The following is an 11,353-nucleotide window of genomic DNA, read 5'->3' on the forward strand; positions in this document are numbered from 1 at the left end:
GTCGACTAACTGAGCGACACGTCAAGCCGCCGGACCGATCTCGACCCGCCGGGCTTCCTTAGCGTCAGCCCCGCCCGTGATCGTTTCCGGCTTTTTCATGATGATGTGGTCTTCCGCCACGCCGGCCGCCTTCAGCGCGTCGCGCACGGCTTGTGCGCGGTGCTTGGCCAGTTCGGCGTTCGCGTCGGCCGAGCCCGTCGTGTCGGTGAAACCCGACAGCGCGAGCTTCGCGTCCGGATGTGCCTTCGCATAGTCGGCCGCGGCGGCGATCGCCGCCTTCGCGTCGGCCGGCAGCACGCTCTTGCCCGTTTCGAAGTAGATCGTCGACAGTGCGGCCGATGCCGATGCTGCCGCCGGCTGCTCGGCTGCGGCCGACGCGGCTTGCGCCGGCGCCGCTTCAGCCGGTGGCGCTGCGCCCGCCGTGTCTTCCGGCATCTTGCCGTTGCGCGCGTCAGCCACTTGCTTCGGCTGCAGCAGGTCGTTCTTGTGGTTGCCCCACGAATTGCGCTCGTACGTGATGACCGACGCGATGTCGAGGTCCGACAGCGATGCCCACGACGGCATTGCACCCTTGCCGTGCAGCACGCGCTCGACGTGTCCGGCGATCGGGCCGTTCACGATCGGGCTGCCGTCCATCGCCGGGAACGCGCCGAGGCCCTTGCCGCTCACCTGGTGGCAGGCCGCGCAGTTCGCCTTGTAGACTTCCTCGCCGTGCGCGACGAGTTCGGCCATCGTGTAAACCTTGTTCGGATCGACCGCCGCGCTGGCCATCTTGGCCTTCTGCGCGGTCACCCACTTCGCGTAGTCGTCTTCCGACAGGACTTCGACGACGACCGGCATGAACGCGTGTTCCTTGCCGCACAGCTCGGTACAGAAACCACGGAAGGTACCGACCTTGTCGGCCTTGAACCACGTGTCGCGCACGAAGCCGGGAATCGCATCCTGCTTCACGCCGAACGCGGGCACGTACCACGAGTGGACGACGTCGTTCGCGGTCGTGATGATGCGGATCTTCTTGTTGACCGGCACGACGAGCGGGTTGTCGACTTCCTGCAGATAGGTGTCGGTGATCGGCTTCTTGCCCATCACTTCGTCACGCGGGGTGCTCAGCGTCGACAGGAAGCCGATGCCCTCGCCCGGGCCCTTCACGTAGTCGTAGCCCCACTTCCACTGGTAGCCGGTGACCTTGATCGTGAGATCGGCGTTCGTCGTGTCTTTCATCGCGACGACGGCCTTCGTCGCCGGCAGCGCCATCAGCACGACGATGACGAACGGCACGATCGTCCAGATGATCTCGACGGTCGTGCTTTCATGGAAATTGGCGGCCTTGTGGCCCTTGGATTTGCGGTGCGCGAAGATCGAATAGAACATCACGCCGAACACGCCGACGAAGATCACCGTACACAGGATCAGCATCATCGTGTGGAGATCGTAGAGCTCCTCGGCGATTTTCGTGACCGGCGGCTGAAAGTTGATCTCGTTGACGCGGGGGCCGCCCGGGCTATCACCGACCGCCAGGGCGGCACCGGCAAAGAGCAAACCGCTGCATGCCAGCACGCCCGTGAGGGCTCGCTTGATTGTTTTCATAGCATCCTTACCCAAAATTTCCATTCAAACCCTCCCCCGTCGCAAGCCGCCGGCCTGTTCCCGGCCGGTGCCCGCGCCTCGTCAGCCGCAGCGCCTGAGCGACACGCGCAGTTCGTCGGCAAACTGCGCACGCTTGTACTGCGCGAGATGCTGCCCGATTACGACGGTCTGCCCGCGCGATACCAGTCGAATCGGATCGCGTGGCGTCGCCCCCGGCTCGACCCGCACCCAGCGCGGGTTGAATTCGATCTGCGTGAGCCGCTCCGCATCCATCCGCTCGATCACGAGCCGGTGCGGAAACAGCCTGATGCGTTCGTAATCGACCGCATGGCGAGCATAGATCGCAAATGCGACACCCACCACCAGCAACTCGATTCCGGTGAAGGGCATGACGAGCCAGGCCCCCCTCCACATCAGCAACGTCGCAATCACCAGCGAGAAGCCCGCAAGCGACGCGTAAAACAGCACGAACTGGCGTGGCGACACCGAACAGTTGCGTTTGATCAGCCAGTCTTCGAGGACCGGTTCGCCGTTCGTCGTCTCCGCCGAAACACTCGCTGCTTCCATCGCCGCCTCACGCGAATGGCATGCGATGCATGCCTGCATCGGACTCGTCGCCCCGTATTGCGGGGACCCCGGGACGACAAGCTGACGCATTATAGGCGGGTTCAATGGCATCCACAAGCAAGCGCCTATCGCCCCGCAAGCCAAGCGCGACAAGCTTTCCGGCCGTTTTTGGCGCCAATTCGACCCCGCTTTGCGCCGCTAATTTCAGACATAACAAAACCCCTCTTTACCGCTTTACCGATTCTTCGGACGGCCCTTCCCGATGTCCTCGATGCGCACGATCCCGTGCCCTTCGGCGGTCGTGCGCGGCACGGCCTTCCAGGCGTGGCCGTAGATCACCTCGAAGGTCAGCGGAATCGTGCCGTCCTCGCGCCGGCGCGCCTCCAGCGCGTCGCCGAGCGCCGCGCGAAAGCGCCGCGTCGCGCGCTGCGGCGCCGCGCGCTCGAACGGATAAGCGCCCCAGCGGCGTACGTCGGCCAGCAGGGAATCGGGAGATTTGTAGGTGACGGTCAGCACTTCCTGATCCATCACGGGAATCTCGAAGCCGCTCTCGACGAGCATGTCGCCGAGGTCGTGCATGTCGACAAAATCGATCACGCGCGCGGCGGGCGGCGCGATGCCGAGCGCCGCTTCGGCGTCCGCGCAGGCCGCGCGCAGTTCGCGCAGCGTGTCGGGGCCGAGCGTGCTGAACATCAGCAGGCCGTTGACGCGCAGCACGCGCTGCCATTCGGGCAACACCGCGTCGGGGCGCGAATGCCAGTGGAGGGCGAGATTCGACCAGATCAGGTCGAACGCGCCGCCCGGAAACGGCAGCGCGGCGAAATCGGCCTGCGCGACGCGCGGGCCGCGCTGACCCAGCGCCCGGCCGAGCGAAGCCGGCAGCCAGCGGCGCCAGCTCGTCTGCTCGACCTCGCGCTGACCGGCCCGCGCGAGCATCGCGCCGGACAGGTCGACGCCGAATACGGGCGCTTCCGGAAAGCGCGCGCGCAGCGCCGGCAGGTCGTCGCCGGGGCCGCAGCCCGCGTCGAGCACGGCCGTCGGACTCACCTTGATGTATTCGAGGCGTTCGTTCATCCGCTGCGCGATCTCGCGCGGCAGGAACGCGACCGCGTCGAACGTGGCGGCACGGCGGTCGAAGATCCGCCGCAGGCGCCCGGCGTCATTGGCCGGACGGCTGGTTGAAGTCGAAGCTGGGGACATGTCGGGCACACTGGCGAAGAGCCCGAAGTATACTCGCTCGCCCCGCAGGCTTCATCGAGACGGGGCGGCCAGGAGTGTTCGCGATGATCCGCAGTTCCGCTCCGCGCACGATGCGCGTCGTTTTGTCGCAGGTTCGCGCGCTGGCGGCACGCATCGCCGCGGTCGCGCTGCCGAATCGCTGCGCGCTGTGCGGCAATTTGTCACATGCCGTGATTTGCGGCGCTTGCGACGCCGCGTACTGGAATGAAGCGCGGCTGCGCTGCGACGTCTGCGCGCTGCCGCTGGGCGCCGGGCGGCCGCGTTCGCCCCCGTCCCGTGGCGGGCAAACCAGCGCCGGCCGCGCGGCCGCCTATCGGTGCGACGCGTGCCGCACGGCGCCACCGCCATTCGACGCGACGCTCGCGCTTGCGGATTACCGCGCGCCGCTCGACGGGCTCGCGCGCGGCCTGAAGTTTCATGCGCGACTCGCGATCGGCGCCGAATTCGCGGCGCGGCTCGCCCGGCTGGTCGACGATACGCACGGCACAAGCGGCTTCGACCTGGTCGCGCCGGTGCCGCTGTCGCACCGGCGGCTCGTCGCGCGCGGCTACAACCAGGCATGGGCGATCGCGCGTCCGCTCGCGCGCCGGCTCGGCGTCCGCGCGGATGCGGCGCTGCTCGCGCGCGTGACCGACACCGCGCCGCAGTCGCGGCTCGACCTTCGCGCGCGACGCGACAACGTGATGGCGGCATTCGCGGTGGCCGGCGACGTCACCGGCCGTCACGTCGCGCTCGTCGACGACGTGATGACGTCCGGCGCGACGCTCGCGGCCGCCGCGCACGCGCTGAAGGCGGCGGGCGCCGCGCGCGTGACGAATCTGGTTGCGCTGCGCACCGCCAGGGATTAATTAGATACAGAGGCCGGCCGCCCGAACGCGGCCGTCACGAACCGGCCGGCCGGGAACGAGCACATTGCTCCGCCCCGGCCGGCCCAGCCAAACCGAAACATGTTCAACGTCGTCCTCGTCGCCCCCGAAATTCCGCCGAACACCGGCAACGTGATCCGCCTGTGCGCCAACACGGGCGCGCGCCTCCACCTGATCGAGCCGCTCGGCTTTCCGCTCGACGACGCACGGATGCGCCGCGCCGGCCTCGACTATCACGAATATGCACAGATGCGCGTGCACCGCGACTGGGACGCGTTCGTCGCGGCCGAATCGCCCGATCCCGCGCGGATGTTCGCGTTCACGACGCGCGGCTCGGGCCGCTTCCACGATCACGCGTTCCTGCCCGGCGACTGGTTCGTGTTCGGCTCGGAGACGCGCGGCCTGCCCGCCGAGCTGCTCGAACGCTTCCCGAACGAACAGCGCGTGCGCCTGCCGATGCGGCCGGACAACCGCAGCCTGAACCTGTCGAACACGGTCGCGGTGGTCGTGTTCGAGGCGTGGCGCCAGGCCGGCTTCGAAGGCGGCGCCTGACGCGCGCCGGGCACGGCCCGCGCCGCGCAATGCGTCACGCACGCGCGAGCCGCGCGCGATACAGGTCGTAGATGTCGGAGGAAAAGCACGCGAACACCACGCGTGTGAGGCTCGGTGCCTGCGGCAGCATTTCGGCGACGGTGCCGACCGCGATGTCGACGGCCTCGCCGGCCGGATAGCGGTAGATCCCGCAACTGATCGCCGGAAACGCGATCGACGTCGCGGCAACCTCCTCGGCCAGTTCGATCGCGCGCCGGTAGCACGACGCGAGCAGGTCGGGCTCGCTGCGCCCGCCGCCGTGCCATACGGGCCCGACGGCATGGATCACGTAGCGCGCCGGCAGCCCGTGGCCCCGCGTGAGCTTCGCGTCGCCCGTGTCGCAGCCGCCGAGCGTGCGGCACTCCACGAGCAGGCCGGGGCCGGCGGCGCGATGAATCGCGCCGTCGACGCCGCCCCCGCCGAGCAGCGAACCGTTCGCGGCGTTGACGATCGCGTCGACATCGAGTGTCGTGATGTCGACGAGCTGCGCATCGAGCGTGGTGGAATGGATCTGCAGCATGACAACCTCCCTGAACGCCGGAGACTGTTCAAGCGTAGTGCGCTTTGGCGCCGCGCGCTTGGCGCGGCCGCACCGGGCGGTGCCGGCCCGCGCTACTCGGCGCGCGCGTCGCGCCGCAGCAGGCCGCTGACGGCGTCGCGCGGCGCGATGCCGTCGAACAGCACGCCGCACACGGCTTCGGTGATCGGCATTTCGATCGATTGCGCGCGCGCGATCGCCAGCACGGCTTGCGCGCAACGCACGCCTTCGGCCACGTGGCCGAGCGCGCCGAGGATGTCGTTCAGCGAGCGGCCGGCCGCCAGCTGCAGGCCGACCGTGCGGTTGCGCGACAGGTCGCCCGTCGCGGTGAGGATCAGGTCGCCGAGGCCCGTGAGGCCCGTGAAGGTTTCAGCACGGCCGCCGAGCGCGACGCCGAGGCGCGACATTTCGGCGAGGCCGCGCGTGACCAGCGCGGCGCGTGCGTTCAGCCCGAGGCCGAGGCCGTCGGCGATGCCGGTCGCGATCGCCAGCACGTTCTTCACCGCGCCGCCGACCTCGACGCCGACCACGTCGTCGCCCGTATAGATCCGCATCGCGCCGTGATGGAACGCGGCGAGCGTGCGCTCGCGGCATTCGGCGGATGCACTCGCCACCGTCAGCGCGACGGGCAGCGACTGTCCGACTTCGCGCGCAAAGCTCGGCCCCGACAGCACGCCGTTGCTGTGCTGCTCGGGCAGCTCGGCCGCGATCACCTGATGCGGCAGCAGATGCGTGTCGGCCTCGAAGCCCTTGCAGACCCAGACGATGTGCGCGGGCACGCAGCCCGCGTCGCGCATCGCATGGCACAGCGTCCGCAGCCCGGCCACCGGCGCGGCGATCACGCACAGCGCGTCGTCCGCGGCGCCATGCGCGAGCGCGGCGCCGAGATCGGCGTCGTAGCGCAATGCGTCAGGCAGCGCGATGCCGTCCAGATAACGGGAATTCTCGTGCCGAGCCTGCAGCTCGGCGATGAGCGCGGCGTCGCGCGCCCACAGAAGCGTATCGTGCCGCGCGGCCAGATGGCCCGCGAGCGCGGTGCCCCAGGCACCGGCGCCGAGAACGGCTACTTTCATACCCAGCACCGGTCCGAGTGATACGTCAGTTCAGCGTCGTGCCGTTCGGCGCGCCTTCTGCGCCGGCGTGCTGCTGCTGAAGCTGCGCGAGACGCTGCTCGTACAGCGCCTGGAAGTTGATTTCCGCCAGATGGATCGGCGGGAAGCCCGCGCGCGTGATCGCGTCGGCGATGTTCGAACGCAGGTACGGGAACAGGATCGTCGGGCAAGCGATGCCGACGAGCGGGTCGAGCTGTTCGTCGGGAATGTTGCGAATGTCGAAAATGCCGGCCTGCTTCGCTTCGATCAGGAACGCGACCTTGTCCTTCACCTTCGCGGTGACGGTACCCGACACGACGACTTCGAACACGCTTTCCGCCAGGCGATCAGCCTTCACGTCGACTTCGACTTCAACCGACGGCATGTCCTGCTCGAGGAAGATCGCCGGCGAATTCGGCTGCTCGAGCGACATATCCTTCAGGTAGACGCGCTGGATGTTGAAGAACGGTTGGTTTTCGACGTCGGACATGGTGTTTCCCTAAAAGTGGTGACGGGGCGGCCCGGCTTCTCGCCGGCCGCCGCGGATGAATCCTGCGCGCCCAAGCCGCGGCGCGGCCGGCGGCCATTCTGCCTTAATCAGGCCGCTTGCAGAAGCGGTACGAGCCCGCCTTCACGGTCGAGCTTCGACAGATCGTCGTAGCCGCCGACGTGTGTTTCGCCGATATAGATCTGCGGCACCGTGCGGCGCCCCGTGCGCGACATCATTTCGTCACGGCGGGCCGGATCGCGGTCGATCAGCACCTTTTCGATCTGCTCGACACCGCGCAGCTTCAGCAGGCGCTCGGCCTGCATGCAATACGGACACACCTGCGTGCTGTACATCAAAACCTTGTTCACTTCGCCGCTCCTTGTTTGACGACCGGCATCCCGGCCTGCTGCCAGGCGGCCACGCCGCCCTCGAGCACGTGCACCTCGGCATAACCCGCCGCCTCGACCTCGCGCGCCGCCTTCTGCGACTGCTGGCCGTTCTGGCAGACGAGCAGCACGGGCGTGCTCTTGTTCTTCGCGACCTGCGCGATCTTCGCGCCGATCTCGCCCGCCGCGACCTGACGCGCCGACGGCAGGTGGCCGGCGGCGAAATCGGACGCGGCGCGCACGTCGATCACGACGGCGTTGCGGCGGTTGATGAGTTGCGTCGCCTCTGCGGCCGACAGGCCGCCGCGGCCGCGGCGCAGTGCGGGCCAGGCCAGCAGGCCGCCGGATACCACCAGGATCGCGATAAGGGCCAGGTTCGTGTAATCGGTAAAGAACGTCACGGAATTCCGCCGGAAAAAGAGAAATCGGATAAGGACAATCCCGCCATTATAAAATAACCGTCTTGCGCGATGGCGGGCCCGGGTCGGGTCCCGTGCGATGCGCACCGCTTCCTTCACTACCGACCGCAAGATCCATGTACAAACTCGTTCTCATCCGCCACGGCGAATCGACGTGGAACAAGGAAAACCGCTTCACCGGCTGGGTCGACGTCGACCTGACCGAACAAGGCCGCAATGAGGCCTATCAGGCCGGCGAATTGCTCAAGGAGGCCGGCTACACGTTCGACATCGCGTACACGTCGGTGCTCAAGCGCGCGATCCGCACGCTGTGGCACGTGCAGGACCGGATGGACCTCATGTATTTGCCGGTCGTCCACACGTGGCGCCTGAACGAGCGCCACTACGGCGCGCTGTCGGGCCTGAACAAGGCGGAAACGGCCGCCAAGTTCGGCGACGACCAGGTGCTCGTCTGGCGCCGCAGCTACGACACGCCGCCGCCCGCGCTCGAGCCGACCGACGAGCGCGCGCCGTTCAACGACCCGCGTTATGCGAAGGTGCCGCGCGAGCAGCTGCCGCTCACCGAGTGCCTGAAGGACACGGTCGCGCGCGTGCTGCCGCTGTGGAACGAGTCGATCGCGCCGGCCGTCCGCGCCGGCAAGCAGGTGCTGATCGCCGCGCACGGCAACTCGCTGCGCGCGCTGATCAAGTATCTCGACGGCATCTCGGACAGCGACATCGTCGGCCTGAACATCCCGAACGGCGTGCCGCTCGTGTATGAACTCGACGAGAACCTGAAGCCGATCAAGCACTATTACCTCGGCGACCAGGACGCGATCGCACAGGCGCAGGCCGCCGTCGCGAAGCAGGGCAAGGCGGGCTGACGCCCGTCGGGCCGGGCGGGCCGCGTCCGGCGCGGCGCGGCGTGCCCGGCCCCGGCCCCGCGCGCCGCGCGAACCTTCGCGGCCCCGCTGCTGTCGAACCCGCTTTCGAACCCGCAGCGCGCCCGGCGGTGCCCGCCCGGCCTTCGCCGGGCCCTTTTCGCGCCGTTCCACTGAGTCATCGGACGAACAGTTATACTTGTCCGCTACATCCCCGCTACCGCCACGCGCTTCCCGACCGCACCAGATCTCTATGCGAATGAAATTGAAGAACATCGGCCTGATTGCCGCGGGCCTTGCCACGGGCGTGTTCGCCACGCTGCAGGTTTCCGCATCGGCCGAGCAGACCGCCACGGCGCCGCTTCCCCTCGACCAGCTCCGCCTGTTCGCGGAAGTATTCGGCCAGATCAAGCGCGAGTACGTCGAACCGGTCGACGACAAGAAGCTGCTGACGGCGGCGATCAAGGGCATGGTGTCGAGCCTCGACCCGCACTCGTCGTTCCTCGACAAGACCGACTATGACGAGCTGCAGGAGCAGACCAAGGGCCGCTTCGCGGGTCTCGGCATCGAGATCTCGCAGGAAGACGGCCTCGTGAAGGTGATCTCGCCGATCGAGGACACCCCTGCATTCCGCGCCGGCATCCGTCCGGGCGACCTGATCACGCGCATCAACGACAAGCCGGTGCGCGGCATGACGCTCGACAAGGCCGTCAAGCAGATGCGCGGCGAGCCGGGCACCAAGGTCACGCTGACGATCTTCCGCAAGAGCGACGACCGCACGTTCCCGGTCACGGTCACGCGCGCGATCATCAAGGTCCAGAGCGTCAAGATGAAGATCCTCGATCCGGGCTACGCGTATGTCCGCATCACGAGCTTCCAGGAACGCACGACGCCCGATCTCGCGCAGAAGCTGCAGGACATCGCGCGCCAGCAGCCGAACCTGAAGGGCCTGGTCCTCGACCTGCGCAACAATGGCGGCGGTCTGCTGCAGAGCGCGGTCGGCGTGGCCGGCGCGTTCCTGCCGCCCGACTCCGTCGTCGTGTCGACCAACGGCCAGATCCCCGATTCGAAGCAGGTCTACCGCGATACGTACGACAACTATCGCCTGCCGTCCTTCGACGGCGATCCGCTGAAGAACCTGCCGCCGGTCTTCAAGACCGTGCCGATGATCGTGCTGACGAACGCCTATTCGGCGTCCGCGTCGGAAATCGTCGCCGGCGCGCTGCAGGATTCGAAGCGCGCGCAGATCATGGGCAAGACGACGTTCGGCAAGGGTTCGGTGCAGACGGTTCGCCCGATGACGGCCGACACCGCGCTGCGCCTGACGACCGCGTACTACTACACGCCGAGCGGCCGTTCGATCCAGAACAAGGGCATCACGCCCGACGTGCCGGTCGATCAGTACGCGGACGGCGATCCGGACGACGTGCTCGTGACGCGCGAGGTCGACTACTCGAACCACCTGGCGAACACGCAGGACCCGAACGAGAAGAAGGAACAGGAAGACCGCGAGCAGCGCCGGATGGATCAGCTGCGCATCCTCGAAGAGCAGAACGACAAGAAGACGCCGGAGCAGCGCCAGAAGGACCGCGATCGCAAGCCGATCGAGTTCGGCAGCGCCGACGACTTCATGATGCAGCAGGCGCTCAATAAGCTCGAGGGCAAGCCCGTCCAGCAATCGAAGTCGCTGCTCGCCGACAGCACGACGAAGAGCCCGGCCGGCAAGGCCGCCGCGGCTCCGAAGGCATCGGGCGCAAGCGCGAAGCCGAGCGCCGCACCGAAGCCCGCGTCAGCGCCGCAGTAAGCGCCGGCCGGCATCCGACGGGCCATCGCGGGAAGACCGCGATGGCCCGTTTTTCATGCGCGCCTAAAATAACGCTACGTCCGCCCGCCTCGCCCACGACTCACCATGAACGACGATCAACTCCTTCGCTACTCCCGTCACATCCTCGTCGACGAAATCGGCATCGAGGCGCAGCAGCGCTTTCTCGATGCGCATGCGATCGTCGTCGGCGCGGGCGGCCTCGGCTCGCCCGCCGCGATGTACCTCGCGGCATCGGGCGTCGGCACGATCACGCTCGTCGACGCCGATACGGTCGATCTCACGAACCTGCAGCGGCAAATCCTGCACGTGACGGCATCGGTCGGCCGCAGCAAGGTCGAATCGGGGCGCGACGCGCTCGCGCAACTGAACCCCGGCGTGAACGTGCAGGCGGTCGCGGAACGCGTCGACGACGCATGGCTCGACGCGCACGTGCCGGGTGCGACCGTCGTGCTCGACTGCACCGACAACTTCGCGACGCGGCACGCGATCAACCGCGCGTGCGTCGCGCATGGCGTGCCGCTCGTGTCGGGCGCCGCGCTGCGTTTCGACGGGCAGATCAGCACGTTCGACTTCCGCGATCCGGCCGCGCCCTGTTATGCGTGCGTGTTTCCGGAGGATCAACCGTTCGAGGAAGTCGCGTGCGCGACGATGGGCGTGTTCGCACCGACGGTCGGGATCATCGGCGCGATGCAGGCCGCCGAAGCGCTGCGCGTGATCGGCGCGATCGGCACGACGCTCAACGGACGGCTGATGATGCTCGATTCGCTGCGGATGGAATGGACGACGATGAAGATCGCGCGCCAGGCCGACTGCCCCGTGTGCGGGGGCCGGCACTGACGCGCGACGTGCATGCGCCGGCCGGCGCATGCGTGACGCTTCGCTGCGGTTAGCGGC

Annotated in this window: 13 protein-coding genes; 5 read left to right on the plus strand and 8 right to left on the minus strand. The window is 67.8% G+C overall.

Features of this window, described 5'->3' with window-relative positions; translation table 11 throughout:
• Positions 1 to 21: 21 nt before the first annotated feature.
• The 3 genes from coxB to VL15_RS17180 all read right to left on the minus strand — a co-directional run bounded on the left by coxB (position 22) and on the right by VL15_RS17180 (position 3,354).
• Positions 22 to 1,611 (minus strand): cytochrome c oxidase subunit II, encoded by a 1,590-nt coding sequence (gene coxB / locus VL15_RS17170; RefSeq protein WP_048247052.1) that lies wholly within the window; start codon positions 1,609 to 1,611, stop codon positions 22 to 24.
• Positions 1,612 to 1,668: 57 nt separating this feature from the next.
• On the minus strand, positions 1,669 to 2,193 hold the full coding sequence (locus tag VL15_RS17175; protein WP_048247054.1) for a DUF2244 domain-containing protein: 525 nt from the start codon (positions 2,191 to 2,193) through the stop codon (positions 1,669 to 1,671).
• Between the two features lie 195 nt (positions 2,194 to 2,388).
• A complete protein-coding gene (locus VL15_RS17180; protein ID WP_048247056.1) occupies positions 2,389 to 3,354 on the minus strand; it encodes a methyltransferase domain-containing protein in 966 nt (321 codons plus the stop codon).
• 83 nt (positions 3,355 to 3,437) lie between these two features.
• On the opposite strand from VL15_RS17180, the gene VL15_RS17185 reads away from it, so the two are divergent.
• Both VL15_RS17185 and trmL read left to right on the plus strand, forming a co-directional pair.
• Positions 3,438 to 4,241, plus strand: a complete 804-nt coding sequence (locus VL15_RS17185) for a ComF family protein (RefSeq protein ID WP_048247163.1) — start codon at positions 3,438 to 3,440, stop codon at positions 4,239 to 4,241.
• 99 nt (positions 4,242 to 4,340) lie between these two features.
• Positions 4,341 to 4,811, plus strand: a complete 471-nt coding sequence (trmL, locus tag VL15_RS17190; protein WP_048247058.1) for a tRNA (uridine(34)/cytosine(34)/5-carboxymethylaminomethyluridine(34)-2'-O)-methyltransferase TrmL — start codon at positions 4,341 to 4,343, stop codon at positions 4,809 to 4,811.
• A gap of 34 nt (positions 4,812 to 4,845) precedes the next feature.
• Here the strand turns inward: trmL and VL15_RS17195 are convergent, their stop codons facing one another.
• The 5 genes from VL15_RS17195 to VL15_RS17215 form a co-directional block, all read right to left on the minus strand.
• Positions 4,846 to 5,370: an O-acetyl-ADP-ribose deacetylase gene (locus tag VL15_RS17195; RefSeq protein WP_048247060.1), complete on the minus strand. Its 525-nt coding sequence runs from the start codon at positions 5,368 to 5,370 to the stop codon at positions 4,846 to 4,848.
• A 92-nt stretch (positions 5,371 to 5,462) separates the two neighbouring features.
• Entirely contained in the window at positions 5,463 to 6,461 is a 999-nt protein-coding gene (locus tag VL15_RS17200; RefSeq protein ID WP_048247062.1) for an NAD(P)H-dependent glycerol-3-phosphate dehydrogenase, read from the minus strand.
• 25 nt (positions 6,462 to 6,486) lie between these two features.
• Entirely contained in the window at positions 6,487 to 6,969 is a 483-nt protein-coding gene (gene secB / locus VL15_RS17205) for a protein-export chaperone SecB (protein ID WP_047899099.1), read from the minus strand.
• 107 nt (positions 6,970 to 7,076) lie between these two features.
• The gene (gene grxC / locus VL15_RS17210) at positions 7,077 to 7,337 is read right to left on the minus strand and encodes a glutaredoxin 3 (protein ID WP_048247064.1); all 261 of its coding nucleotides are present in this window, start codon (positions 7,335 to 7,337) and stop codon (positions 7,077 to 7,079) included.
• Positions 7,334 to 7,756 carry a rhodanese-like domain-containing protein gene (locus VL15_RS17215; protein WP_048247066.1) on the minus strand — a complete coding sequence of 141 codons (423 nt, stop codon included), beginning with the start codon at positions 7,754 to 7,756 and terminating at the stop codon, positions 7,334 to 7,336. Before VL15_RS17215 ends, grxC begins: the two co-directional genes overlap by 4 nt.
• Before the next feature lie 134 nt (positions 7,757 to 7,890).
• On the opposite strand from VL15_RS17215, the gene gpmA reads away from it, so the two are divergent.
• The 3 genes from gpmA to VL15_RS17230 all read left to right on the plus strand — a co-directional run bounded on the left by gpmA (position 7,891) and on the right by VL15_RS17230 (position 11,296).
• Positions 7,891 to 8,637, plus strand: coding sequence for a 2,3-diphosphoglycerate-dependent phosphoglycerate mutase (gene gpmA, locus VL15_RS17220; protein WP_048247068.1), 747 nt, complete (start codon positions 7,891 to 7,893; stop codon positions 8,635 to 8,637).
• A 250-nt stretch (positions 8,638 to 8,887) separates the two neighbouring features.
• On the plus strand, positions 8,888 to 10,438 hold the full coding sequence (locus VL15_RS17225; RefSeq protein WP_048247070.1) for a S41 family peptidase: 1,551 nt from the start codon (positions 8,888 to 8,890) through the stop codon (positions 10,436 to 10,438).
• Between the two features lie 105 nt (positions 10,439 to 10,543).
• The gene (locus tag VL15_RS17230; RefSeq protein ID WP_048247072.1) at positions 10,544 to 11,296 is read left to right on the plus strand and encodes a HesA/MoeB/ThiF family protein; all 753 of its coding nucleotides are present in this window, start codon (positions 10,544 to 10,546) and stop codon (positions 11,294 to 11,296) included.
• The last annotated feature ends 57 nt before the right edge of the window (positions 11,297 to 11,353 follow it).

Origin of the sequence: Burkholderia cepacia, from assembly GCF_001039005.1 — a bacterium.
In the GTDB taxonomy this organism is placed as follows: Bacteria; Pseudomonadota; Gammaproteobacteria; order Burkholderiales; family Burkholderiaceae; genus Burkholderia; species Burkholderia theae.

Excerpts from the sequence above, each read along its gene's own strand:
- coxB (WP_048247052.1), bottom strand. The coding sequence starts at position 1,611 with ATGGAAATTTTGGGTAAGGATGCTATGAAAACAATCAAGCGAGCCCTC.
- VL15_RS17175 (WP_048247054.1), bottom strand. The coding sequence starts at position 2,193 with ATGCAGGCATGCATCGCATGCCATTCGCGTGAGGCGGCGATGGAAGCA.
- VL15_RS17180 (WP_048247056.1), bottom strand. The coding sequence starts at position 3,354 with ATGTCCCCAGCTTCGACTTCAACCAGCCGTCCGGCCAATGACGCCGGG.
- VL15_RS17185 (WP_048247163.1), top strand. The coding sequence starts at position 3,438 with ATGATCCGCAGTTCCGCTCCGCGCACGATGCGCGTCGTTTTGTCGCAG.
- trmL (WP_048247058.1), top strand. The coding sequence starts at position 4,341 with ATGTTCAACGTCGTCCTCGTCGCCCCCGAAATTCCGCCGAACACCGGC.
- VL15_RS17195 (WP_048247060.1), bottom strand. The coding sequence starts at position 5,370 with ATGCTGCAGATCCATTCCACCACGCTCGATGCGCAGCTCGTCGACATC.
- VL15_RS17200 (WP_048247062.1), bottom strand. The coding sequence starts at position 6,461 with ATGAAAGTAGCCGTTCTCGGCGCCGGTGCCTGGGGCACCGCGCTCGCG.
- secB (WP_047899099.1), bottom strand. The coding sequence starts at position 6,969 with ATGTCCGACGTCGAAAACCAACCGTTCTTCAACATCCAGCGCGTCTAC.
- gpmA (WP_048247068.1), top strand. The coding sequence starts at position 7,891 with ATGTACAAACTCGTTCTCATCCGCCACGGCGAATCGACGTGGAACAAG.
- VL15_RS17225 (WP_048247070.1), top strand. The coding sequence starts at position 8,888 with ATGCGAATGAAATTGAAGAACATCGGCCTGATTGCCGCGGGCCTTGCC.
- VL15_RS17230 (WP_048247072.1), top strand. The coding sequence starts at position 10,544 with ATGAACGACGATCAACTCCTTCGCTACTCCCGTCACATCCTCGTCGAC.